Source organism: Kordiimonas laminariae (genome assembly GCF_023008165.1).
Lineage (GTDB): Bacteria > Pseudomonadota > Alphaproteobacteria > Sphingomonadales > Kordiimonadaceae > Kordiimonas > Kordiimonas laminariae.
This window is the reverse complement of the sequence record NZ_JAKQZA010000002.1, coordinates 304937-328161: the sequence shown is the minus strand read 5'-3', so window position 1 is coordinate 328161 and position 23225 is coordinate 304937. Positions and strand designations below refer to the sequence as shown.

Below are 23225 nucleotides of genomic sequence, written 5' to 3'. Positions count from 1 at the left end.
ATTAAAATCCTTTAAGTGGTAGGTGGTCTGGACGTCTGAGCCAGTTATCCGCCGGATAGTGTGCAGCACCGTCAATTACATGTAGTGTGAAGGCGTGTCGGGATTTGTTCGAACGGTTGGCGCATGACATATGCGGGAACAAACCACCGAACACCAACACAGTGCCTTTAGGTGCTGCAAGCGGTACCTTTTTCTCTTCTTCGAATGGTGTGTCATCGAGTGTCTCTGTTACCGTGCCGTCACCATCAAGGTCGCGGCGCATCACCATTTTTAGACCACTTGTTTTATGACCGCCTGGAATGCCGAACAGACAGCCATTTTCTTCTGTTGCATCTTCAAGCGCAACCCAAATGCCCATACAGGTTTCTGGTTCGGTGCGCAGGTATGTTGCATCCTGGTGGCAGATAACTTCGCCACCAATATGGGGTTGCTTGAAGATATACATAGTCTGCAGGAGGAGTGGGTTTTTATGCCCTAGACCTTTGGTGATTTGCTCAAAAGCTTTTCTTCTGGAGAACGTATCAAACGTATCATCCAGATCATGCATTGCATGCCCAACCTTATTAATAGCGAGAGGTAATGGTTTTGTTAGCTTACCACCTTCACTGAATGCTTCTTCTTCAAAAAAGAAACGCGTTTCATGGCCAGATTCGATAAAATAATCATCTTGGTCATGGGTTTTATTTTTAGAAGAAAAAACAGATGTATGGGCTTCAACATCGAAGCCATCGATCATTTCTTCCATACGCTTTTTAAGAAGGTCGCAGTCTTCACTGCTGATAAGGTTATCAAGTACCAGAACGCCGTCGCGTTCATAAGCTTCCTGCATTTGTGGTGTAATACCGGAAAACTCACGTGCCTCAAAGCGAGGTATCATTTTAAGCTCCTATGTGGCTTTGGCCCGCCGATTAGACACCTGTCTCACGGAGGTTAATTTAGGCCATCACCGCAGGCGAGAGACAATCATATGCAACTATATGCCGTCAAGCCTTGCGTGGGTGTTTTTCCTCCTGTAGGGCTAATGGTGAACTTGCTCTCGGAGGAAAAGCCTGTGGACCTTATTGGTTTGATTGCCCTTGGCGGCATAGCACTTCTTATTTTGCTGGTCATATTTCTTTTCAAACAGATTGGTGATTTGAAAAGCCAAGTAGCCGCTGATGATGAACAAGCGCTACTGCACCAGATTGGCGCGCGGGTGACAGATGTGGCCCAGCAGGCGTTGCAGCGCGAGACTGCAATGCGGGATGAGTTCAGAGCAAACCGGGAAGAAACAGCAAAATCTGTGGGTGCACTAGGGGAAACAGTGCGTAAGATTGGAGTTGATCAAACCGCCGAGCAGAACAAGTTTAGAGATGAAATTGGTGAAGCGCTCAAATACCTGAATGAAACAGTACGCAAGCTTGGAGCCGACCAATCTAATCAACAGCAGCAGTTCCGCGATAAGCTTGATGAAAAAATGAAAGAGCTTCGGGACGAAAACAGCCAAAAACTGGACGAAATGCGGAAGACCGTGGATGAAAAACTACAGTCCACATTGGAAAAGCGTTTGTCTGAAAGTTTTAAAACTGTGTCTGAGCGTTTGGAGGCTGTGCAAAAGGGCCTTGGTGAAATGCAAAACCTTGCATCTGGAGTAGGGGACCTGAAGCGGGTTCTTACTAACGTGAAATCTCGCGGTACCTTTGGTGAAGTGCAGCTTGAGCTGTTGATCGATGATTTTCTTACAGCTGATCAGTATATAGCAAACTATGATTGTGGGCATAAGGCAGGCACGAAACGTGTGGAGTTTGGTATCCGTATGCCGGGTGGTGAAGAACGCTATTTGCCAGTTGATGCAAAGTTCCCGACAGAAGATTATGAACGCCTTCTGCTTGCGGTAGAGGCTGGCGATAAAGAAGCGATGAGTACAGCGAGCGATGCACTTGTGCGCCGGATCAAAAGTTTTGCCAAAGATATCTCACAGAAATATATCAATCCGCCTCATACAACATCAGAGGCGCTTCTTTTTGTGCCAACAGAGGGGCTTTATGCCGAGGTGCTACGTACGCCAGGGCTGATTGAAAGTTTGCAGCGCGATTTTTCAGTTACAGTAACTGGGCCTACGAATTTTCAAGTTCTCCTGAGTACTTTCCGTATGGGATACCAGCAGGCGGTAATGCAAGAGCAGGCCGCGGAGGTTTGGAAAGTGCTTGGTGCAGTGAAGAAAGAATTTACCCGTTATGGTGAACAGATCACTGCAATGAGCAAGAATGTTGGCGCTATGGAAAAGCATATCGAAAAGCTTGAGACACGTAAGAACATGATGATGCGTGCACTTAAAACTGTGGAAGAGATTGATGAAGAAGCAGCGGATAAATTGATAGAAGGCTAGGGGTAAGCCCCTAAAGTAGTTTGATCAATGTCAATGCGGGCATTCTTCAGGAGGGTATGTTTATAGATGCACGAATTGGAGGTAGTTATGAGTCATATACCATCGGATCTTGTAGAAGAGTGTTTTGGAGCACAGCATAAGCTGGAGGAGCTTGCTTCTACGAACCATGAAATTACACGTTTGCTTAAAGCATATGAAACTATCGGCGAAACGCTGGAGCATCCTGAATGTTTGTTTTCTAGTATCGATCTGAAACGGGAACGCGTTTGGTTACGTAATCGAATTTGTCAGATAGTAGAAGTTGCATAGTAGTGAGGGAAGTTTAGGCTTCCCTTTTTTGTATAGAACATACAATTTTTTGATGATTATCAATTGCTGCCTCTGTTTGCTGTGAAAAGCTGATTTCAGCAAGCAAGGAGAGCAGTATATGAGCCATACACCACACGAGTTGAGAGAAGAGTTCCCGGAGTTTGTTGATCGTATTCATGAGCTGAAAGTGTCGGATGCACATTTTCACCGTATCTCAGAGGAATATCACACCATTAACCGCCAAATCCACCGAGCCGAGATTGGGGAGGACCATCTTTCAAGCCTTGATGAGGAGGATTTAAGAAAACGCAGGATGTTGCTCAAGGATGAGATATACGGTCTGCTTAAAGACGATTGAAGATTGGGGCTCACAGCGATGTGGGTCCTTTCTTTTTCAGAATTATTTCATCGTTTGCGGTAAAGCGTGCAGAAAATGAGATGGGTGCTATTGAACCTTTTGACAAACTTACCTAAATTAAGGGTGTAGCGAGAACGATAGTTCACTGAAAAAAATAGAACTACGCAAGCTACATGACAGCAAAGCAATAAAGTTAAGAATGCCCATAAGGGCGCTAACGAGGATAGAAAAATGTTTACAAGCATCTTGCAAAAAACTGGCCAGCGCCAGGCTCCCCTAAATAGCGATGTTTTCAGGCCAATTGCATCTACACGTGTAGGCCGCCGTATGCGTCGCGCTCAGCGTGCTAACGGGGGTAATCTCCTGGCGGCATAAAGAATTTGGCCGTTGGATTACTTGCTCCTTTGTTCCCTGAAAGAACTTAATCCTTCGGCAAGGCCGGCCCGGTGATGTTTAAATAATACCCCTGAACATTAGCCCTAAGACAGCACGCGGTCCGGCCAAATACTCTTTTAGTATAGAGTTGTAGAGCTTTTCCCAGAAGCTCTGTTTTTCCCAAACTAACTACCCTAACCCTGGCGTCTCGTTCTCCCAAGCGAGGCGCTTTTTTATTGCGCTGACCGCTCTTCCAGCTAAGAAGGATGGGGTAAAAAGAGGTTGGTATGGATATTTTTAAGGTGGCAGGCGTTGATTTGAAAAAAGGCCCTGATTGGTCTTCGGAAGAAACCATGCTGAAAGAACATTCCGGGTATGTGTGCGGTGTTGACGAGGTAGGGCGAGGCCCACTCGCGGGCCCGGTTGTTGCTGCGGCGGTGATACTGGATGCCGAAAATATCCCTGAGGGTTTGAATGATAGTAAAAAACTTTCAGAGAAAAAAAGAGAAGCGCTGTTTGATTCGATCTACGAGCGGGCTATCGCCGTGTCTGTTGCGGAAGCCACAGTAGAAGAAGTAGACGAGATTAACATCCTTCAGGCCAGCCTTCTTGCGATGCGTAGAGCGGTAGAAGGGCTTGAAGTTAGTGCAGGGTCAGCTCTGGTCGACGGCAATAAAGATCCGGGGCTTCACATGCCGACCAATACACTCGTTAAAGGAGATGGTCGCTCACTGTCGATTGCAGCAGCTAGTATTATCGCGAAAGTTTTTCGTGATCGTATGATGAAAAAACTGGCGGAAAAATATCCTGACTATGGTTGGGAGCAAAACGCAGGATATGGTGTGCCCAAACATATGGCGGCACTAAAGCTTGTGGGTGTTACACCATTTCACCGTAAATCTTTTGCACCGATTCGAGCGATCCTGGAACAAAAAAACTCTCCAAATCATTGAATCCATTAAAAGAATCGCTTGACCTTGAGTCGTTTTCGACTCATGATTACCGTCACATTTGTCGGAATTTTCGGATAATTGACCCAAAAAATTGGGCGCCATTTCCGACGGAATGGGACGGAGAAAAAGAAATGGTTAAAGAAAAGAACGCCACACGTGTGTGTGGTGGCCTTGATACCTTGCCGCTTAACAAAATCGTGCAAGGTGATTGTATCGACGCAATGAATGCGTTGCCTGAAAAATCTGTAGACGTAATTTTTGCAGATCCCCCATACAATATGCAGCTTAAAGACACGCTATCTCGCCCTGATAACAGCAAGGTAGATGGTGTTCATGATGCTTGGGATAAGTTCTCAAGTTTTCAGGCATATGATGATTTTACAAATCGCTGGATGAAAGCGGCGCGCCGTGTGCTTAAAGATACGGGTACGATCTGGGTGATCGGCAGTTATCATAATATCTTCCGCGTAGGTAGCGCACTCCAGAATCTTGATTTCTGGGTACTTAACGATGTGATTTGGCGTAAATCTAACCCTATGCCAAACTTCCGTGGTACACGCTTCACTAATGCGCATGAAACGCTTATCTGGGCTGCAAAGTCAGCGGATAAAGGTGGTTATACATTTAACTATAACGCCATGAAAGCTATGAACGACGATACGCAAATGCGGTCTGATTGGACTATTCCGATTTGTTCAGGCAAAGAGCGTTTGAAATCAGGCGACAAGAAAGCTCATGCGACCCAGAAGCCGGAAGCACTGCTTTACCGTGTTCTTATGTCATCTACCAAGAAAGGCGACGTGGTTCTTGATCCATTCTTTGGTACAGGAACAACGGGCGCTGTAGCGAAAAAGCTTGGCCGTAACTTTATTGGTATCGAGCGCGAAACTGATTATATCAAAGTTGCTCAGAAGCGTATCAATGCTGTGGCAGAACTTGATGATGAAAGCCTTGGTTACACTGAAAGCAAGCGCGCCGCGCCGCGCGTTGCATTTGGCTCTATTGTTGAACGCGGCCTTATTGAACCAGGTACTGTTCTTTATGATAGTAAGCGTAAATTCAAAGCAAAGGTGCGTACAGACGGCACGTTGGTTTCTGATGCGGACAAGGGATCTATCCATCAGATTGGCGCTCGAGTGCAAGGCGCACCAGCTTGTAACGGCTGGACATTCTGGCATGTGGAAAATAAGGGGGAGCTAACATCCATTGATGTGTTCCGCCAGCAGGTTCGTGCTGAAATGCATTAGAATTTCAATACATTGAATACCTTAAGCGCTCCTTGTAGGGGCGCTTTTTTTATGCCTGAGATATACCCGTGATGGGCATCACAAATAAACTATAGGAATAGTGATATATTACCTATGCGATAATATTGTCGTATTAGGAAAAGGGGTTGATATCATGGCGAAATTTCTGTCGAGCGTTCTGAGCGCAGGCGCCATAAGCGCGCTGTTGATAGCGTGTGTGCCAACGGATGATGGTGTGCAAGCTGTTGAAGGGGAAACATATTTCCCACAAAATGTGGATAAATCACAATGTTCTGTAGATCAGCAGACATTTAATGGTTGGTTTGGCGGGAAACAGCCTACAACGCCTGGTGCGCCTGCGAACGCGGCGGATAGCGTGGATTTTCCGATAGATAATAGTATCTGTGATTTTTATAAATGGTCTGCACAGATGTTCCTTTGGCTCACCTCCCCAGAGGGAGAAAACTATGTTTTCGATTCTATTGAGTTCTTTGATGTGTCGCCCGAGATGCAACAGGGTGGTCAAACCGTTCGTAAACTTATTCCAAATACGCCAGGTACTGAAGGTGGCGCCTATGCCGTTCGTTCTACAAAAATGGATGAAGTGATTGGCGAAACTGGCCAAGCTGGTGGCGGCGGTGTGCTAATTTCGCAGAACGGGTCCATCGTATATTATGGTATTCATGTGAATGATGTTTATGCCTATTATTTAACGGGCGTTAAATCGGGCAGTATTACATTCCATGATTTCCCGAATACGCCTGATCAGCTGAAAGCGGTGGTAGATTTTGCGAAAAGTCAGGGTACAACTCTTTCTGATGCTGATGCGCTTACGATGGAATTGAAAACATCGTGGGTTGACGTCACTACCGTCTCTAATCCTAAGGATTATCTTGTAATCAATGCTGAGGTACCAAGATATGAGCGCCGAGGTAATAAGGTTTGGCCTGTGACGGGAACAGAGCCAAAGCAGCTTGCCCTTGTCGGCATGCATATTGTTGGTACGGTACAAGATCACCCTGAAATGGTTTGGGCTACTTACGAACATATCAGCAATGCCCCTGATGCGGCGTTTTCCTATAACAATAACACTGGGGGAACGACTAATCTGCCGACACAGAACTCTACTGGTTGGGAATTTTCTGGCAAAACAGATAGAGGCATTCAGTGGAATGCTGAAACTGCGAGAGTGTATTCAGGACCAAGTGATAAATTACCAGTATGTAAACAGCAAACTTGTAATCCAGGTGATATAGTTGCCTACATGGATGGTGTTATTTCCCCGAGCCTTACGGTGCGTATGAACCCTTGGGGAAGTGCAACAAGTGATGCTGGTAAAAAGTATATTCAGGATCCAGACAATAATGCACAGATCATTTCGGTAAATAACGATGTGATGAGCATGTTGCCTTCAGGTGATACCCGGAAAAATTATTTCCTCGTTGGCGCCGTTTGGACACAGCACGGTAATATTCCTACATACGATTCTGGGGATAATGGTAAATTTACACAGAAGGGTTCGCTCGGTTTGGCGAATGCGACAATGGAAACTTATCATCAGGTATTTGCATCAAGCCCACAACAGGCCGATGCGGGATGTTTTATGTGTCATAGTATCAGTGTGAAACAGGCTGCTGCAAAGCAGGGAGTTGAGGTTAGTCATATCTTTGATGATATATTGCCTCTGCCAGTTAAGTAGCTGCTAAGTCTGCTATTTTTTTAAAAACGGTTGGCAGGCCTATGTCTGCCAACTGGTCTATCGGATGCCAAAATCCATCTTCCATGTTATATTTTTCATGGGCTTTGGCCTTTAGCAGCTTTGTTTCCAAGTGGAAGTGCGTAAACGTGTGTTTGGCAATCTCTTCAAAGGGCTTCCAGTAATCTTCGGACGGCCTGTGCTGTAGCCATTCTTCTTTCCTTGGGAAGTCTGAGCGTTCTTCCCATGTTGTAGAATAAAAACCAGGCATGCCGCCTAAAAGGCCACTGTCCGGCCTGCGCTGCAATAGTACGTGGCCATCATGCTCCAGCCAAAAAGAATAGGCTCGTCTCGTTGGTTTTACCTTCTTTGGTGCCTTGCGTGGATACGTTTCCATGTCACCGTGTTTTTGAGCTGCACATAGCGATGAGATAGGACAAAGAAGGCAGCTTGGTTTTTTTGGGCTACAGTGGCTAGCCCCCAAATCCATCATCGCCTGAGCAAAATCACCCGGGCGTTTTGCGGGAGTTACTTCTGCTACATGTTCTTTGATTATCTTCCGTGCTTTAGGGATTTGTCCCTGAATACGGAATACGCGAGTGATGATACGCTCTATGTTACCGTCAACTACGGCCGCGGGTTCACCAAATGCGATAGAGGCTACTGCAGCGGCAGTGTAATCGCCCACACCTGGAAGTGCTCTGAGGGCGGCTTCTGTTTTGGGGAAAATACCACCAAACTCTTTTGTAACCACAGTTGCACATTTATGGAGATTACGTGCTCGTGCATAATAGCCAAGGCCGGCCCATTCTTTCAGAATTTCTTCTTGTGGGGCCGCGGCCATATCTTGCACGGTAGGCCACCGATCGAGAAATTTTTCAAAATATGCCTTTACCGTTGCAACGGTTGTTTGTTGCAACATAATTTCAGACATCCAGACATGATATGGGGTTGGCGTAATACCTGGTGCTGCTCTCCAAGGGAGGTCGCGGCGGTTACGGTCATACCATTCGAGCATGTTATCGGAAAAACTGGTCATCACATCGCTTTGAAATAGAGCTAATAATACTTGTGCCTATACGGTGCATCAGGTAGCACAGACCATAGTGAGAATGCCGCAAGGGGCAAGTTAAATGGCAATGCCGCCACATAAAAAAACTGCGAAATCAGTAGAAGCTAAGAAAAAGCCATTCAGGCGCTTTAAGGCCTCAAAGGCTTCAAGCTTGGCTTCAGCGTTGGTTACGCCTGCTATTCGCCGTAAGGGTTTTGCTCAGGCGGAGGTGATAACCAAGTGGTCGCAGATTGTTGGCCATGAGCTTGCAGTGGCTACTGTACCGGTAAAGCTTATGTTCCCGCGCGGTGAAAAAATGGGGGCAAAGCTTATCATTCGGTGCGAATCTGCCTTTGCGCCACTGGTGGTTCATAAAAGCGAGCGTATTATCCAGATGGTGAATAGCTTCTTTGGGTATGGTGCGGTGGCTAAGGTGGAGGTGAAACAAGGTCCTTTGCCTAAAGTAAAGCGCACAATTCCGCTTGATAAAAAGCCGCTCACTGCTAAACAGAAAGAAAAGCTGGATAACCTTGTTGGCAAAAAAGAACTATCACCGCTTCAGGAAGCTATCAAAAGCCTTGGCGAAACAGTTCTTTCAAACAAGAAGTAAGATTGGGAAACGGTATGGTTAGAAATTTTATTGTTGGTACATCTATAGCGATTGCTGCAGTGGCATCAGCGGGAGTATTTGCGCAGGATAAATCAACACCCATTCCGGTAGCTGAAAATCGTATCGCTGGCGATATCGTTTACGGAAATGCTGATGCCCCAATTGAAGTGATAGAATATGGATCTTTCACTTGCCCGCATTGTGCATCCTTTGAAGCAGAAGTATTGCCATTTCTGAGGGAAGAGTTGATTTCCACAGGGAAAGTAAAGTTTGTTTTCCGCAACTTTGTTCGGGATAGGCTGGATATGGCAGTCGCTCTCGCCACGCGCTGTACGAGTGATTTAGAGCAAGCTAAGCGCCTCAAAACAGCTTTTTTTACGCGTCAACGTGAATGGGTGACAGCTCAAAACCCTCCGATTGCTATTACATCAATCGCGTTAACTGGCGGTGTGCCAACAAGTGAATTAAATGAATGTCAGGCCGATAAAGTAATGATGCAACGCATTATTGATGACATGAAGGCCGGGCACGAAAAGTATGAAATTAAATCTATTCCTACAATCGTAGTGAATGGGGCAAAAGTTCAATATGCTAACTATGAAGAGCTAAAAGATAAGCTCAAGCTTATGGCAGCTGCTCAATAAGCGTTTTAGCGACTAGGGAAAAATGACTCGTATTTCTGCGAGATTCAGGTTACACACAACATGTAGTGGGTGAGGACGTTATGAATAACAAAACATTGCAATCTTGGTTTCGTTCAGCAAGTGTCGCTGTAGGTGTATTAGCTCTAGCTGCGTGCGGCGATGGTGGCGATACAACGTCAGCAAACTCTTCGGCTTCGAGCGCAGAAATCGAAGTTGTAAATTATGGTGAGGGACAAGAAGGTACATGGGGCGATATTGTCTATGGTAACCCCGATGCTCCAATCACCGTTGTGGAATATGCCTCACTTGTATGTGGTTACTGTGCAAATTATGCAAATAACGTGTTTCCTGAGTTCTCTAAAGAATATATTGAAACAGGTCAGATCAAGTTCGTATTTCGTAACTATTTGCTTGGCCGTCTTGACATGGTTGCTTCGGCGATTGCCCGTTGTGGTACTGAAGATGAAGCTAAAAAATTAACTAAACTGTTTTTTAACCGTCAAGGGGAATGGCTCCGCTCAGAAAGCCCGGAAAGCGCTTTGGCATCTCTGGCTCGCCGCGCTGTCAATATGAGCCGAGTGAAATTTGACAAGTGTCTTGCTAATTCTGATATGCAGAAAAATTTGGTGCAGATGACTAAAATTGGCAATGAATCTTATGACGTCACGGGTACGCCAAGCTTTATTGTTAACGGTAAAAAGCTAGATTTCAGAACGTTTGAAGAGCTTGATGCGGCTATGGAAGAAGCTATTAAATCTGCTTCTTAATCAGTCGATTAGTTGGTTCCGAGTTTTATAAGTTTTATCAAAGCGGTTGGCGCGTAGGGGCGCTTTACCGCTTTGTCCAATAGAGGGGGAAATGCGCAGGTATGCGTTTTTCACGGTTACGACTATCTGGTTTTAAATCCTTTGTTGATCCAACAGAGCTGCATATCGAACGTGGCCTCACTGGTGTTGTTGGGCCTAACGGATGTGGTAAATCCAATTTACTTGAAGCTATCCGTTGGGTAATGGGTGAAAACCGGGCGAAATCACTTCGTGGTTCAGGTATGGACGATGTGATTTTTGCGGGTACTGACCGCAGGCCGGCACGTAACATGGCCGAAGTGACACTGGTCATTGATAACATCGACCGTAACGCCCCAGCAGAATATAACGATGAAGATACCATTGAGGTAACACGGCGTATTGAGCGTGACAGTGGTTCTGCCTACCGTATTAACGGCAAGGACGTTCGGCAAAAGGACGTACAGCTTCTTTTTGCTGATGCAGCAACCGGTGCGCACTCTCCGGCACTTGTAAGTCAGGGCCGTATCGGCGCAATGATTAACGCTAAACCGCAGGACCGCAGACAGATACTTGAAGAAGCTGCTGGTATCTCTGGCCTTCATACTCGTAGGAAAGAAGCTGAAAGCCGTCTTCGTAGTGCGGAAAGTAACCTCGTTCGTGTGCAAGACGTAGTGCAGGCGATGGAAGGCCAGATCGGTAGCTTAAAACGGCAGGCAAAACAGGCTGTTAGATATCGCTCTGTTTCTGGTGAAATTCGGCAAGCGGAAGCAAGTCTTCTGTTCATAAAGTGGAAGACGGCAGCCGAGGAAGTGATTGAACTCGAGCGGAAGCAGCGGGAGATCGAGCGCGAGGTTACCGAAATAACGGCAAAAGCAACCAAGTTCGCTGGAGAGCAAACCGAGACAGAAGAGTTATTACCACCACTTCGAGAAAGGGATGCCGAGGCCGCAGCGAAATTACAGCGTCTAACCATTGAAAAAGAAAATCTGGAAGCGGAAACAGAGCGCCGTAAGCAGACTGCACTTTCGCTACGTGCTCAGCTAGAGCAGATAGCGTCTGATAGAGAGCGTGAAGCAGAAATTGCTAAAGATGCCAAGTCTGCTCTGGATCGATTGCTTACTGAAAAAGAACGTCTTGTGACGGCTCAGCAAAAAGAAAAGTCTGCTGAAGTGGAAGCTCGTGAAACGCTGGATGCCGCAGCAAAAGCTGCAACGGTTGCGGAAACGGAGTTTGATAAACTAAGTGAGACAGCGGCACAGGCTCGTGCTCAGCGTTCGAGTTTAGAGAGCGATAAGCTTGCTATCAATCGCAGGAAAGATCAGCTTGGGATTGAGGAAAACAGAATTTCTCAGGAAATTACATCAGTAACTGCGAAAGATGAGATTGCGAAGGCACTGAAAGAAGCTGAGCGAGCAATCAAGGAAGCTGAAGAAAGCCTATCAGGCTCAACAAAGGCTCTGCAAGAAGCAGAAGCGGCAACGGTTGCTGCACGAACTGTACGCAATGAGGCTGACACTGCTAAATCTGAATGGCAAGGGCAGGCAAAAGCTTTATCTGGTGAAATTTCCAGCCTTGAGCGTTTGTTGAATGCTGACGATAATCAGAATAATCCTGTTGCAGATCAACTTAGTGCTCAAAAAGGATATGAAGTTGCGGTGGGGGCAGCTCTCGGTGACGCTGTTGAAGCTGGAGTTAGTGAGGATGCCAGCCGATATTGGCAAGAACTTCCTGCAAGTGAGGCCCCGGGGTGGCCTAAAGGTGTTGAAGGACTGAACAATTACGTTACGGTGCCGAAAGTACTTCAAAAGCGACTTGCTTATACAGGGCTTGTATCTAGCGGAGTTGATATCAATACGGTTATTGCTGATCTAAAGCCCGGGCAAATTGTTGTGGACCAAACTGGTAACTTCTGGAGATGGGATGGTTTTGTCCAAAAAGCAGGAGCCCCAACACGGGCTGCTATTAGGCTCGAACAAAAGAACAGACTGGCTGATTTGGGAAGTAGGCTATTGGAAGTTTCTGTAAACGCTGAAAAAGCTGAAGCAGCAGCTACTGCTGCGTTTGAAAGTCACCAAAAAGCTAGAGAGACCGAGCAGGCCAAACGTAATGAACGTCAGCAAGCGGAACGAGCTGTTGCCGATGCTCGCCGTGTACATATGGCCGCAGAACAGGAAGCTAATAAGCGTGCAAGCCGAGTTCGTGTTCTTGAAGATACTCTTGAACGTGTGAAGCGTGAATTTGGTGAAGTAGTAGAGCGCATCAAAGATATTGAAGCGCGTATCAGAGAACTTCCAGAAAATCAGAAACTAGAAGCCGAGCTCTCGGAAAAGCGGGTTCAGGTAGAGCAGGTGCGTACAGCACTAAGCGCTGCCAGAGCAACGCACGACAGTTTGCGCCGTGAAGCTCAGACACGTCAGGACCGACTGAATGCTATTGAAACCGAATCGAGCGCATGGCAACTGCGTGTATCTAGTGCTGATAAACAGGTTCAATCTCTGAATGAAAGAGAAACATCCGCTAAAGCTCAGTTGGAAGCTGCAGAAGCGAGCCCTGAAGATTTGGAAAATAGGAAGTTGGCACTTCTGGCTAAGCTTGAAGAGGCTGGAGAAGAGCGAAAGAAAACAAGCGACACATTGGCTGTTGCTGAAGCCAAGCTTGCTGAGAAAGTAAAGGCTCTTAAAGAGGTTGAAGGTGATCTGAACCAGCGTAGAGAAAAGCTTATTCGAGCGGAGGCCGCCGTTGAAAACGCTGCTGACCGCCGGAAGGCAATTGCTACTCAAATTGGTGAACGTTTCGAATGTGCTCCTACACATCTTCTTGAAAAAGTAGAAGTCGAATCTAGTGAAAACCTACCAGAAGCAATGGTTCTGGAGAGCAAGCTAGAGCAGTTAAAACGTGAACGAGACCGTCTAGGGGCAGTCAATCTACGGGCGGATGAAGAACTCAACGATATAGTCGAACAGATGGACCATCTGGTAAAAGAGCGTAGTGACCTTGAAGAAGCTATCTCAAGATTAAGGCATGCAATCGCCAATCTGAACCGGGAGGGACGCGAGCGCCTACTGGCTGCTTTTGATGTTGTGAATAACCATTTTGGTGAATTGTTTAAAACACTATTCGGTGGTGGTGAAGCGCATTTGGAACTTACTGAATCCGATGATCCGCTTAATGCCGGGCTTGAGATTTACGCCAGCCCACCGGGTAAGAAGCTACAGGCACTTTCTTTACTGTCAGGTGGTGAACAGGCTCTTACAGCCCTCTCGCTAATCTTTGCCGTATTCATTACCAACCCAGCGCCTATTTGTGTGCTTGATGAGGTGGATGCGCCTCTTGATGATGCGAATGTCGAGCGCTTCTGTAATCTTCTGGATAGCATGATCAAACGTACGGATACTCGCTTCTTGATCGTAACTCACAACGCAGTGTCTATGTCACGTATGAACAGGCTCTTTGGTGTAACGATGGCGGAAAGAGGAATCTCTACTCTCGTTTCCGTAGACCTTGAAGATGCAGAACAGCTTAAGGAAGCTGTTTAGTTTAAAGTATTTTTGAAAATCGTTATTTTTCAATGACTTATCTGGTATTTATTGGACCTTGACATAGGTGGGGCTAATCCCTATGTTGCAACCGCCTTTGGCATAGCTCTGATTCAGTTTAGAGCAACCCTGGTGTAGACGCACAAAAAGAGGTGATTTGTGGTGGGTAGTGACCAAAAAAACCCAAAGCAAAAATCCTTTGAAGAGCGTTTGAACCAAGCCCAAATGAAGGTGAAGGAAGATGAAGGGCCTGATCGCCCCGAAGTTTCTCCTCTAGGAAAAGCCTTTCAGATGGGTACAGAACTGGTTGTTGCGGTCGCTGTTGGTGGCTTTATGGGATACTGGTTCGATAAATGGTTTGGTACTGCACCGCTGTTTTTTATTGGGTTGCTAATCTTGGGCTTTGTAACCGGTATTCGGAATGTGATCCGTACCGCGATGCAGATGCAGCAGGAAGCTGAAGAAGAGGAAGGCCAAGGCCGCTAAAAAGCGATATGGAATTTGATCGCTGCGTTTGATTACGCGGCATAAAAAAGAGATTATTGACGTGGCCCATAGTCCTATTGAGCAATTTGACGTTAAACCCATCGCTCATTTCGAGATCGCAGGAATCGATGTTTCCTTTACAAACAGTTCTTTGTGGATGGTGCTGGTAGTAGCTTTCATGAGCTTCTTCCTGATCTGGGGCACACGCAAAAACGCTACCGTACCTGGCCGCATGCAGGTGATGGTAGAACTAATGTACAGCTTCATCGCAGGCATGATTAAGGATAACGTTGGTAAAGAAGGGAAACAGTATTTCCCATTCATCTTTACACTATTCGTATTCATCCTTGGTCTGAACCTTGCTGGTATGTTGCCATACAGCTTCACAGTTACAAGCCACATCGCAGTAAACTTCGCGATGGCTATCTTCATTTTCCTTGGTGTAACCCTGATTGGTTTCATTAAAAACGGCGCTGGTTACCTTAAGCTTTTTGCACCATCTGGTGTTCCAGGCTGGCTGTTGCCGCTTATCGTTGCGATTGAGGTAATCTCATACTGCACACGCCCAATCAGTCTTTCAGTACGTTTGTTCGCAAACATGCTGGCAGGTCACATCATGATGAAAGTATTCGCGGGCTTCATCGTATCAATGGCTGCAGCGGGTGCTGCGGGCATGCTGGGTGCGATTGCTCCTTTCGCGATTAATGTGTTGCTGACAGGCCTCGAAATTCTCGTAGCTTGCTTGCAGGCATACGTATTCACTATTTTGACTTGCATCTACCTGAATGATGCGATGCATCCTTCACACTAAGAACAAGTCAGCCCTGAATTAAAACTTATTTACCTTATACATGAGAAAAGGAAATTAACATGGAACTCGAAGCTGCAAAAATGATTGGCGCTGGTATCGCTACTCTTGCTCTTGCTGGTATCGGTATTGGTCTGGGTAACATCTTCGGTAGCTACCTTTCAGGTGCTCTTCGCAACCCATCTGCTGCTCCTAAGCAGTTCACAAACCTACTTATCGGCTTCGCTCTTACAGAGGCGACTGGTCTGTTCGCACTTGTGATCGCATTCCTGATCCTCTTCACTTAAGAAGATCTTGACTGCTAAAGCATAGCGCGGCCGTTCTTATTGGTCGCGTTCTATGCTGTTTAACTGCTATATGACTAGCAGTGGAGCCATGCTCCAAAGTTCGAACATTCAGCCATAGAGGCATGTGATGGCCAACGCCAATACAGAAGTAGCTCAGGACCAAGGTGGTTTGCCGCAGCTTAACGTGATTGCGGATGGTACTTATACCAACCAGATCGCTTGGTTGCTTCTTACTTTCCTCTTCTTGTTCTTTGTTGTTTCACGCATCGTTCTTCCGCGTGTAACCAAAGTTCTCGGAGAGCGTGAAGAAAACGTAGCAAACAATCTTGATACTGCTGAGCGTCTTAAAAATGAAGCGGAAGAAGTAAAAGCAGCTTATGAAGCAGCTGTTGCTGATGCCCGTAAAAAAGCTCAGGAAATTGTTCTGGGTGCAAAAGACACAATTCAAGCTGATATTGCGAAAGCACAGTCAGAGTTGGATGCAACTCTTGGCGCTAAAGCAGAAGAAGCTGAAGCACGCATTATGAAAGCACGTGATGAAGCACTTGCAGGCATCGATACTGTTGCCGCTGAAGTAGCTTCTGAAATGGTTGCTAAGCTTGCTGGTGTTGAAGCAAAAGAGAAAACTGTTGCTGATGCGGTGAAAGCTGCACTCGATACAGCGAAGGGGGCGTAACATGGACTTTTCAGATCCAACCTTCTGGGTAGCAGGCTCCTTCCTCGTATTCGTTGGCATTTTGCTTTGGAAAGGTGTTCCTAAACTCCTTGGCGAAATGCTGGATGCGCGTGCAGAGGAAATCCGTTCGCAAATCGAAGAAGCAAAGAACCTTCGTGATGAAGCAGAGCAAATGCTTCATGACTATCAGCGCAAACAGCGTGATGCAGAAAAAGAAGCTGCTGAAATCCTGGCCCGCGCTGAAGAAGATGCGAAGATCATGACTGAAGCTGCTAAAGGCGATATCGCTAACATGGTTGAGCGCCGCACTAAAGCTGCTGAAGAGAAGATCGCGCAGGCTGAAGCTTCTGCTGTTAAGGAAGTACAGGCTACAGCTGTAGATGTAGCGGTAAATGCTGCAACAGCTGTTCTTGCTGATACGCTTAAAGGCAAAGCTGGCAAAGAGCTTGCTAACGCTGCAATCGAAGATGTGGAAACAAAACTCCACTAAACTTCTATAGGCATCGTGTAATGATTTAAAAACGCTCTACCAAAATGGTAGGGCGTTTTTTATTATGTAGAAAAGGATGCAGTATATGGACAGAGAGAATACAGGCCAGCTAATGCGCTATGCCACATGGGCCGCTGTATCAGTTGCTTTGGTGCTGGTAATTACCAAAGCAATCGCATGGTGGATGTCAGGCTCTGTCGCAATGCTTGGGTCATTGTCTGACTCTTTTCTAGATATGGCATCTTCAGTTGTTACGCTCTTTGCTGTGAAAGCAGCTCTTATCCCCGCCGACGATGATCACCGTTTTGGCCACGGCAAAGCAGAGGCTCTAGCGGGGCTATTTCAGGCGGCGGTGATGGTGGTTCTATCAGTTTTATTGGCGGTAGAGGCAGTCGAGCATTTCCTGAATCCCAAAGCATATCAAGCACCTGATTATGTTATTGGCGTTTCGTTATTGGCGGTAGTGCTATCATTTGGCTTGGTAATATTTCAATCCTATGTAGTGAAGAAATCGGGTTCCATCGCTATTGCTGGTGACCAACTTCATTATACGGGTGATCTTCTACTCAATATTGGTGTTATCGCTTCTGCTATCGCGGCTGGATACGGTTATATATATGCGGATGCCATCTTTGCCGCTTTGATTACTTTTTATATTCTTCATGGTGCATGGGATGTAGCAATTCCAGCCATCGATATGTTGATGGATAAAGAGATGGGAATGGCGGATGAAGAACGTATCATTGCTATTGTTGCAGCGGTGCCGAATGTCTTAGGTATGCATCATCTTAAAACGCGTGCATCTGGCCGAGATCTATTTATTCAAATGCATATAGAGGTTGATGGTAATATTACGGTGAGGGAAGGGCACTCTATAGCTGAGCAGGTTGAACTCGCATTAAGTTCTCAATATCCTCAGGCTGAAATTCTTATTCATATTGACCCGCCTTCAAGCGCGGAAAATTAAGGGGTATTTATGCTTACTATTTATGGCATTAAAAACTGCGACACAGTTAAGAAAGCACTTAAGTGGCTTAAAGAAGAAGGTGTGGAACATACGTTTCACGATTTCCGCAAAGATGGTTTAACTGCGGATATGGTAGAGAACTTTGAGGCTAGCCTTGGTTGGGAAGCGCTCCTTAACACCCGTGGCACGACATGGCGGAAACTGAATGACGCAGATAAAGCTGATGTGGATGCCGATACAGCAAAAGCGCTCATGGTTGCCCATGATGCTATTATCAAACGCCCAGTATGGGAAAAAGCTGGTGAATATCAGCTTGGCTTCGCTCCGAAAGATCAAGATATGATCAAGGCCTGGGCTAAGGCTTAAAAAAAATCGAAGATATTTTCGAACCTTTTCTTTTGTGCGTGCGTCTTTAAGGTAAAGCAAGAGGAGCTTACCTGTGACAGGTACACGCACAAAAGAAGAATTATTGGTATTGAAGGCGCAAGCCGGATCAAAGGAAGCATTCGAGCTTCTTTATAAATTATACCAACCTTCTCTCCTCAGATTTGCTTTTAAGATACTCGGTGATGCTGATCTTGCACAGGATGCTATGCAGGATGCATGGATAATGTTGGCAAGGACTTTGTCTGAACTAAAGCATACTTCCATGTTTCGTGCCCGCGCTTTTCGTGCAGTTCGCTGGCGGGCTTTTGATTTGCTCAGGAAGCGAGATAATTCTCATGAGGAGCTTTCTGATGAAGCAGCAGTTGATAATGAAAATGAAAGCAAAGCTGCCACATCTGGGCAGATTAATGCACTGATCAGTGGATTACCACCCGTGGAAAAGCACACCGTGTATCTCTTCTATCTTGAAGAACTCAGTATCGCTGAAATTGCGGTAGTGATGGAAACAAAACCGGGAACTGTAAAATCCCGCTTGCACGCGGCTCGCGCCCGATTACGACAGCAAACAGAAGGAGAAGAATAATGACCAGTATTGATGACCGTATTAAAACGGCACTTGAACAGGATACAAAGGAAATAGATGCCTTGCTTGCCAGTGAAGGCGGGTTGCCTGATATGATCTCAGCCTCTTTTAAAGGGGGCTTGCGTCGCTGGATGTTCCTTGTGTGGCCGCTTACACTTATCGTTACCGGTTTTATGGTCTGGAGTATCTATAATTTTTTTACGGCTGGAGAATCTTATATTTATTGGGGTTTCTGTTCAGTGGGGCTGATGATGATGCAAATCGCCCTCAAGCAGTGGTCTTGGATGGAAATGAACCGGGCTTTTACCGCGCGGGAAATTAAGCGTCTGGAGCTTGTCATTGCCGGTTTAAGCGCTAAGTTGGATAAAAACAGCTAAACCGCTTTGGGAGCAGAGACCATGACAAGTGTTCATGATTTTAAAATGGATCGCCTTACAGGCAAGGAACAAGACCTGTCTGAATTTAAAGGCAAAGTAATGTTGATTGTGAACACAGCTTCAAAATGTGGCCTTACACCGCAGTTTGAAGGTCTTGAGAAACTGTACAAAGACCTGAAAGACAAAGGGCTGGTTATACTGGGGTTCCCGTGTAACCAGTTCGCTAATCAGGACCCAGGTTCCGCTGATGAAATTGGTGAGTTTTGCCAGATCAATTATGGTGTAAGTTTCCCGATGTTTGCTAAAATTGATGTGAATGGCCCTGATGCTGCGCCGCTTTATGAGCACTTGAAGGCTGAGAAAAAAGGCTTCCTAGGTACGCAGAAAATCAAATGGAATTTCACGAAGTTTCTTGTGAACAAGGATGGCGAAGTGGTGAAGCGTTTTGCGCCAACCGCAAAACCAGAAGCCATTCGCGGAGCTATTGAAGCACTGCTTTAACTTAAAGCTCGACCCTAAAAAAAGAGGCTGAAACTAGCCTCTTTTTTTTATGCTTAATTGTTAGCCGCTTCTGCTGTGATGGCTTCAATGGCCTTTGTCATGCCACCAATTTGTGGTGGTGTGGGATCAAGTTCCCATGCTTCGCTGACAAATGACGGCTCTCGGTATGTAAGCACGGTTTCGCCATCAGCGTTTTCCCACACAACAACACGGAGCGGTAGATCCAGCCCAACACGTTGGTCCTGCTGCATAAGTGGGGTACCAGCTTTGGGATGACCAAATAGAACAAGCACAGTAGGACGAAGTTCAAGGCCTGCAGCTGCGGCACCTTTGCTGTGTTCAACCTTAGCTATGATCTTCAGATCGCGAGAGGTAATTGCATTCTCCAGCCTTTCAACAGTATCGCTGAAGGAGTGTGAGCTTTTGATATCCATAATATTATCCTGTGCAGAAGAAGCGTTTAGTGCGCTTCCAAAAAACATTCCTACACAGATAGATAGAGTGAGTATTAAAATTCTTGTCATGACATTCACTAACTTCTTTGTGACAGGTTATTGGAGAGCCTGATTTTCTTCGTTTTCTTTTGCGGCTTTTACCATATCTCGTACTTCTTTCCGAAGCTGCTTGGAGTCATAGATAATGCCGTCTTTAATGGTCCAGCGAACACCGCCTACTTGTTCCACTTTGCCAGTATTATCATTCAGGCGCATATGGCCCGTGCCGTATAGCACCTTAAAGTTTTGGATAGGGTTTTCCTCGACAATCACAAGGTCTGCCAGTTTGCTCACTTCGATACTGCCGATGTCCTTCTCGCGTCCAATAAGTTCAGCACCGTTTAGGGTCGCAGACTTAATAACTTCCAGTGGATGAAAACCCGCTTCCTGCAGTAGTTCAAATTCACGGATATAATCAAAGCCAAAAAGCTTATATATAAAACCGCTATCTGAGCCCGTGGTTACGCGGCCCCCACGATTTTTATAGTCGTTCACAAACTGCATCCACAGGCGGAAATTTTCTTTCCAGTTAATCTCATCTTGTGTGGTCCAGTCAAAATGATAGCTGCCGTGCAGTATACGGTTTGGTGTGAAAAAGCGCGTGACTGAGGGAAGGGTATAATCAGGGTGCCAATCAGCATTTTTGGCACGCATCACATCCCTGTTGGCTTCATAGATAGTGAAGGTAGGGCTGAGAGTAAAATCGAGCTCTAAAAGCTCTTCCATCACTTCATTCCATTTCTTGCTACCCGGTTTTGCCGCTTGCTGCCATAACTTTCCGGCTTCTCCAAAACGGTGTTGTTCGTTCTGGTAGTTATAATCAAGCGGGTAATCCTGCACCACACGGTCAGTAAACAAGGCCTCTGGAAGGCCATACCAGTGTTCCATGCTATCAAGACCCCAACGGGCGCTATCAAGTACATTCACGCGTGTTACAGAAACCTGTGCGTGGTGGAAAGCTGTGCCAAGGTTTTGTTTCTTCGCTTCTTTGATCGCTGTTTCAAGAACAGCAGGGTTACCACCAAAGAATTTAATGCCGTCACCGCCGCGCTTTTTAAAACCTTTCACCCAGTCAATCGCCTGCTTCGGCTGTGAGAACTGGGTTGGGAATGAACAGTATGCAAGCAAACGCGGTGCAACAATTTCATTCGCATCTGACCATTTTTTATGACGAAGTGTATAATCAGCACCTAGGCCACAGGCGACTGTTCGGCTTGTTGTAATACCGTGGGCCATCCATAGTTTGAATACATAATCCATTGAAGGCATGGGGCCGGTTAGCCCCCAAAGTGCATTCCCCACATGGCTGTGGCTATCTACAAAACCGGGCAACACATAAGCACCGTGGGCATCAATTTCGTAATCCCCTTTTTCCGGGCGGTATGCTTCATTGATAGGAACGCCGGGGTTGCCGACAGTGTGTACACCAGTGATGCGGTTGTCTTCGATTACAATATCCACAGGACCAATCGGTGGTGCGCCAGTGCCGTCCACCATGGTTGCCCCCCGAATAACTAATCGTTTGTAGGGGCCGTGGCTGTTTTCTTTTGTGCGGGCGGTAGCTTCAAGTGGAAACTCAAGCCCCGCTTTTTTAACACGTAGCTCGTTCTCATCACCTGGTAATGTTTTATCTTGTGCCTGAAGCGTTATGGCACCAAATGCAAATGCACTGATAGTTGCTAACAATTTGAGTTTGTTAAGTTTCATGACGGGCCTCCCCTAGGCATCGTGAACACAAGGTGGTTGTGCTCCCTATTTTCCCCAACTATGGTTTCTTCCAAAGCTTTTACACAGCATGAAAAAATAAAGTATTGGGCGCAAGTAAAAGCATTGTGTGGGATTAAGGGGAGGCATGTATGAGCAAGCGGGAGCATCCGTCTTTCTCAAGCAGAATTGGTTTTATTCTGGTTACAGCTGGTGCGGCTGTTGGGCTTGGGAACGTTTGGAGTTTTACCTATGTTGCCGGAAAAAATGGCGGCGGCGGATTTGTTCTTATCTACCTGCTTACTCTTGCTTTTATTGCTACCCCGGTTTTCATGGCGGAAATGCTTCTTGGGCGACTAGGTAAAGCAAGTACCCCAACATCTCTAAAAAAACTTCAAACTAGTGCAGGCTCAAAACTGCCTTGGGCGCTGCCCGCGTGGATAGGGCTTGTAGCAACTATATTGGTGCTTAGTTTCTATGCGGTGATATCAGGGCAGGTGATGGCTTATGGCTGGGAAGCACTGCAGGGTGGCTTTGCAGGCTGGGAAAAAGACCAAATCATCGCGCTTGATAAAGCTTTCAAGGCGGACCCAAGTGTACCGATTTTCTGGTCCATCCTGTTTCTGGTAGCAACGGCGGCTATTGTATCTCTTGATATCCGTAAAGGCCTTGAACGTGCCAGCAGGCTGATGATGCCAGTTTTGTTTGTAATGCTTATCGGTTTGGTGATCTTCGCTGTATTGCGGGCTGGTTTTGGCGCGGCATTTAATTTCCTGTTTGGCTTTAACGAGATGCAGCTATCACCGAAAATCCTGATGGAAGCAGTTGGACAAGCGTTCTTCACCCTCTCCGTCGGAGTAGGCGGTATTATGCTGTACGGTTCATATATGGGAGATGATGTAAACCTACCGAAAGCATCGCTCTGGATTGTGTTGATGGACCTCTCGGTTGCGCTGCTGGCGGGTCTGGCAATTTTTCCAATTCTTTTCTCTGCGAATATTGACCCTGCGGCGGGGCCGGGGCTTGTGTTTATCACGCTGCCACTTGCTTTCTCCGGTATCCCGGGCGGTGCGATACTAGCATTTGTGTTTTTTCTGTTGCTGACATTTGCAGCTATTACATCCGCAATTAGCCTATTATCGCCACCTACTGCGCGCCTAGAAGAAGCTGGTTGGAGTAGAGCTAAATCGGCCTGGGTGATGGGGGCATGCGCTTTTGTTCTGAGCCTTGCAACAACACTATCCTTTAGTTCGTGGGCAGAATTTCATCCCCTCGCATTCCTGGGGTTTGAGGGTATGACACCGTTTGACCTGATCCGTGAAGGTGTAAACAATGTAGTGTTGCCGCTGGGCGGCCTCGCATTTGCTCTTATGGTGGGATGGGGCTTGAAGCGCGAAGATGTGCGTGTTGCCTTGCCCATGGAAAATGGCGCGCTATTTAGCATTTGGTATGGGGCGCTCAAATATCTGGTGCCGATTGCGATCATTGCCTTGTTCCTGACAGCGATCTTTGGAGGCGGGCACTAAGAAA

The 23225-nt window shown here is 46.4% G+C and carries 26 protein-coding genes; 22 read left to right on the top strand and 4 right to left on the bottom strand.

Features of this window, described 5'->3' with window-relative positions; all coding sequences use genetic code 11:
* Nucleotide 1: 1 nt before the first annotated feature.
* Nucleotides 2-877, bottom strand: coding sequence for a phytanoyl-CoA dioxygenase family protein (locus tag MF542_RS05010; RefSeq protein ID WP_247016584.1), 876 nt, complete (start codon nt 875-877; stop codon nt 2-4).
* Between the two features lie 90 nt (nt 878-967).
* Between MF542_RS05010 and MF542_RS05005 the strand changes: the two genes are divergently transcribed.
* The 7 genes from MF542_RS05005 to MF542_RS04975 all read left to right on the top strand — a co-directional run bounded on the left by MF542_RS05005 (nt 968) and on the right by MF542_RS04975 (nt 7309).
* A complete protein-coding gene (locus MF542_RS05005; RefSeq protein ID WP_247016583.1) occupies nt 968-2368 on the top strand; it encodes a DNA recombination protein RmuC in 1401 nt (466 codons plus the stop codon).
* A gap of 87 nt (nt 2369-2455) precedes the next feature.
* The gene (locus tag MF542_RS05000) at nt 2456-2677 is read left to right on the top strand and encodes a hypothetical protein (RefSeq protein ID WP_247016580.1); all 222 of its coding nucleotides are present in this window, start codon (nt 2456-2458) and stop codon (nt 2675-2677) included.
* A 118-nt stretch (nt 2678-2795) separates the two neighbouring features.
* Nucleotides 2796-3035, top strand: coding sequence for an HP1242/YdcH family protein (locus MF542_RS04995; protein WP_247016578.1), 240 nt, complete (start codon nt 2796-2798; stop codon nt 3033-3035).
* 231 nt (nt 3036-3266) lie between these two features.
* Nucleotides 3267-3410 carry a hypothetical protein gene (locus MF542_RS04990; RefSeq protein ID WP_247016576.1) on the top strand — a complete coding sequence of 48 codons (144 nt, stop codon included), beginning with the start codon at nt 3267-3269 and terminating at the stop codon, nt 3408-3410.
* A gap of 287 nt (nt 3411-3697) precedes the next feature.
* Nucleotides 3698-4363: a ribonuclease HII gene (locus tag MF542_RS04985; RefSeq protein ID WP_247016574.1), complete on the top strand. Its 666-nt coding sequence runs from the start codon at nt 3698-3700 to the stop codon at nt 4361-4363.
* A 131-nt stretch (nt 4364-4494) separates the two neighbouring features.
* Nucleotides 4495-5610, top strand: a complete 1116-nt coding sequence (locus tag MF542_RS04980) for a site-specific DNA-methyltransferase (RefSeq protein WP_281501531.1) — start codon at nt 4495-4497, stop codon at nt 5608-5610.
* 154 nt (nt 5611-5764) lie between these two features.
* A complete protein-coding gene (locus MF542_RS04975; protein WP_247016572.1) occupies nt 5765-7309 on the top strand; it encodes a hypothetical protein in 1545 nt (514 codons plus the stop codon).
* On the opposite strand, the gene mutY is transcribed toward MF542_RS04975, so the two are convergent.
* Nucleotides 7302-8345, bottom strand: a complete 1044-nt coding sequence (gene mutY, locus MF542_RS04970) for an A/G-specific adenine glycosylase (protein ID WP_247016570.1) — start codon at nt 8343-8345, stop codon at nt 7302-7304. The two genes, MF542_RS04975 and mutY, sit on opposite strands and share 8 nt — an antisense overlap.
* 94 nt (nt 8346-8439) lie before the next feature.
* Between mutY and MF542_RS04965 the strand changes: the two genes are divergently transcribed.
* The 14 genes from MF542_RS04965 to MF542_RS04900 all read left to right on the top strand — a co-directional run bounded on the left by MF542_RS04965 (nt 8440) and on the right by MF542_RS04900 (nt 19497).
* Nucleotides 8440-8967: a DUF721 domain-containing protein gene (locus tag MF542_RS04965; RefSeq protein ID WP_247016568.1), complete on the top strand. Its 528-nt coding sequence runs from the start codon at nt 8440-8442 to the stop codon at nt 8965-8967.
* Nucleotides 8968-8981: 14 nt separating this feature from the next.
* A complete protein-coding gene (locus MF542_RS04960) occupies nt 8982-9611 on the top strand; it encodes a DsbA family protein (protein WP_247016566.1) in 630 nt (209 codons plus the stop codon).
* Between the two features lie 80 nt (nt 9612-9691).
* Nucleotides 9692-10378: a thioredoxin domain-containing protein gene (locus MF542_RS04955; RefSeq protein WP_247016564.1), complete on the top strand. Its 687-nt coding sequence runs from the start codon at nt 9692-9694 to the stop codon at nt 10376-10378.
* A gap of 101 nt (nt 10379-10479) precedes the next feature.
* Nucleotides 10480-13935, top strand: a complete 3456-nt coding sequence (smc, locus tag MF542_RS04950; RefSeq protein WP_247016561.1) for a chromosome segregation protein SMC — start codon at nt 10480-10482, stop codon at nt 13933-13935.
* 162 nt (nt 13936-14097) lie between these two features.
* Entirely contained in the window at nt 14098-14421 is a 324-nt protein-coding gene (locus MF542_RS04945; protein ID WP_247016560.1) for an AtpZ/AtpI family protein, read from the top strand.
* 61 nt (nt 14422-14482) lie between these two features.
* A complete protein-coding gene (locus MF542_RS04940) occupies nt 14483-15232 on the top strand; it encodes a F0F1 ATP synthase subunit A (RefSeq protein WP_247016558.1) in 750 nt (249 codons plus the stop codon).
* 59 nt (nt 15233-15291) lie between these two features.
* Nucleotides 15292-15516, top strand: coding sequence for a F0F1 ATP synthase subunit C (locus MF542_RS04935; protein ID WP_247016556.1), 225 nt, complete (start codon nt 15292-15294; stop codon nt 15514-15516).
* A 127-nt stretch (nt 15517-15643) separates the two neighbouring features.
* Nucleotides 15644-16192 (top strand): F0F1 ATP synthase subunit B family protein, encoded by a 549-nt coding sequence (locus tag MF542_RS04930; RefSeq protein WP_247016554.1) that lies wholly within the window; start codon nt 15644-15646, stop codon nt 16190-16192.
* Between the two features lies 1 nt (nt 16193).
* On the top strand, nt 16194-16682 hold the full coding sequence (locus tag MF542_RS04925; RefSeq protein ID WP_247016552.1) for a F0F1 ATP synthase subunit B family protein: 489 nt from the start codon (nt 16194-16196) through the stop codon (nt 16680-16682).
* Nucleotides 16683-16767: 85 nt separating this feature from the next.
* Nucleotides 16768-17649 (top strand): cation diffusion facilitator family transporter, encoded by an 882-nt coding sequence (locus tag MF542_RS04920; RefSeq protein WP_247016550.1) that lies wholly within the window; start codon nt 16768-16770, stop codon nt 17647-17649.
* Between the two features lie 9 nt (nt 17650-17658).
* The gene (locus tag MF542_RS04915; protein WP_247016548.1) at nt 17659-18015 is read left to right on the top strand and encodes an ArsC family reductase; all 357 of its coding nucleotides are present in this window, start codon (nt 17659-17661) and stop codon (nt 18013-18015) included.
* 73 nt (nt 18016-18088) lie between these two features.
* Nucleotides 18089-18619 (top strand): RNA polymerase sigma factor, encoded by a 531-nt coding sequence (locus MF542_RS04910; protein ID WP_247016546.1) that lies wholly within the window; start codon nt 18089-18091, stop codon nt 18617-18619.
* Nucleotides 18619-18996 carry a DUF6768 family protein gene (locus MF542_RS04905; RefSeq protein WP_247016544.1) on the top strand — a complete coding sequence of 126 codons (378 nt, stop codon included), beginning with the start codon at nt 18619-18621 and terminating at the stop codon, nt 18994-18996. The genes MF542_RS04910 and MF542_RS04905 overlap by 1 nt, the downstream gene beginning before the upstream one ends.
* A 21-nt stretch (nt 18997-19017) precedes the next feature.
* Complete coding sequence (locus MF542_RS04900; protein ID WP_247016542.1) at nt 19018-19497, top strand: glutathione peroxidase; 480 nt, start codon at nt 19018-19020, stop codon at nt 19495-19497.
* Between the two features lie 53 nt (nt 19498-19550).
* Here MF542_RS04900 and MF542_RS04895 read toward each other — a convergent pair whose 3' ends face one another.
* Together MF542_RS04895 and MF542_RS04890 are read right to left on the bottom strand one after the other, a co-directional pair.
* Complete coding sequence (locus tag MF542_RS04895; protein WP_247016540.1) at nt 19551-19931, bottom strand: DUF302 domain-containing protein; 381 nt, start codon at nt 19929-19931, stop codon at nt 19551-19553.
* Between the two features lie 117 nt (nt 19932-20048).
* Nucleotides 20049-21698 carry an amidohydrolase family protein gene (locus MF542_RS04890; protein ID WP_247016538.1) on the bottom strand — a complete coding sequence of 550 codons (1650 nt, stop codon included), beginning with the start codon at nt 21696-21698 and terminating at the stop codon, nt 20049-20051.
* A 149-nt stretch (nt 21699-21847) separates the two neighbouring features.
* On the opposite strand from MF542_RS04890, the gene MF542_RS04885 reads away from it, so the two are divergent.
* Nucleotides 21848-23221: a sodium-dependent transporter gene (locus tag MF542_RS04885; RefSeq protein ID WP_247016536.1), complete on the top strand. Its 1374-nt coding sequence runs from the start codon at nt 21848-21850 to the stop codon at nt 23219-23221.
* Nucleotides 23222-23225: the final 4 nt, after the last annotated feature.

Coding starts and splice junctions, on each gene's coding strand:
- MF542_RS05010 (WP_247016584.1), bottom strand. CDS start 877: ATGATACCTCGCTTTGAGGCACGTGAGTTTTCCGGTATTACACCACAA.
- MF542_RS05005 (WP_247016583.1), top strand. CDS start 968: ATGCAACTATATGCCGTCAAGCCTTGCGTGGGTGTTTTTCCTCCTGTA.
- MF542_RS05000 (WP_247016580.1), top strand. CDS start 2,456: ATGAGTCATATACCATCGGATCTTGTAGAAGAGTGTTTTGGAGCACAG.
- MF542_RS04995 (WP_247016578.1), top strand. CDS start 2,796: ATGAGCCATACACCACACGAGTTGAGAGAAGAGTTCCCGGAGTTTGTT.
- MF542_RS04990 (WP_247016576.1), top strand. CDS start 3,267: ATGTTTACAAGCATCTTGCAAAAAACTGGCCAGCGCCAGGCTCCCCTA.
- MF542_RS04985 (WP_247016574.1), top strand. CDS start 3,698: ATGGATATTTTTAAGGTGGCAGGCGTTGATTTGAAAAAAGGCCCTGAT.
- MF542_RS04980 (WP_281501531.1), top strand. CDS start 4,495: ATGGTTAAAGAAAAGAACGCCACACGTGTGTGTGGTGGCCTTGATACC.
- MF542_RS04975 (WP_247016572.1), top strand. CDS start 5,765: ATGGCGAAATTTCTGTCGAGCGTTCTGAGCGCAGGCGCCATAAGCGCG.
- mutY (WP_247016570.1), bottom strand. CDS start 8,345: ATGACCAGTTTTTCCGATAACATGCTCGAATGGTATGACCGTAACCGC.
- MF542_RS04965 (WP_247016568.1), top strand. CDS start 8,440: ATGGCAATGCCGCCACATAAAAAAACTGCGAAATCAGTAGAAGCTAAG.
- MF542_RS04960 (WP_247016566.1), top strand. CDS start 8,982: ATGGTTAGAAATTTTATTGTTGGTACATCTATAGCGATTGCTGCAGTG.
- MF542_RS04955 (WP_247016564.1), top strand. CDS start 9,692: ATGAATAACAAAACATTGCAATCTTGGTTTCGTTCAGCAAGTGTCGCT.
- smc (WP_247016561.1), top strand. CDS start 10,480: ATGCGTTTTTCACGGTTACGACTATCTGGTTTTAAATCCTTTGTTGAT.
- MF542_RS04935 (WP_247016556.1), top strand. CDS start 15,292: ATGGAACTCGAAGCTGCAAAAATGATTGGCGCTGGTATCGCTACTCTT.
- MF542_RS04930 (WP_247016554.1), top strand. CDS start 15,644: ATGGCCAACGCCAATACAGAAGTAGCTCAGGACCAAGGTGGTTTGCCG.
- MF542_RS04925 (WP_247016552.1), top strand. CDS start 16,194: ATGGACTTTTCAGATCCAACCTTCTGGGTAGCAGGCTCCTTCCTCGTA.
- MF542_RS04920 (WP_247016550.1), top strand. CDS start 16,768: ATGGACAGAGAGAATACAGGCCAGCTAATGCGCTATGCCACATGGGCC.
- MF542_RS04915 (WP_247016548.1), top strand. CDS start 17,659: ATGCTTACTATTTATGGCATTAAAAACTGCGACACAGTTAAGAAAGCA.
- MF542_RS04905 (WP_247016544.1), top strand. CDS start 18,619: ATGACCAGTATTGATGACCGTATTAAAACGGCACTTGAACAGGATACA.
- MF542_RS04900 (WP_247016542.1), top strand. CDS start 19,018: ATGACAAGTGTTCATGATTTTAAAATGGATCGCCTTACAGGCAAGGAA.
- MF542_RS04895 (WP_247016540.1), bottom strand. CDS start 19,931: ATGGATATCAAAAGCTCACACTCCTTCAGCGATACTGTTGAAAGGCTG.
- MF542_RS04890 (WP_247016538.1), bottom strand. CDS start 21,698: ATGAAACTTAACAAACTCAAATTGTTAGCAACTATCAGTGCATTTGCA.
- MF542_RS04885 (WP_247016536.1), top strand. CDS start 21,848: ATGAGCAAGCGGGAGCATCCGTCTTTCTCAAGCAGAATTGGTTTTATT.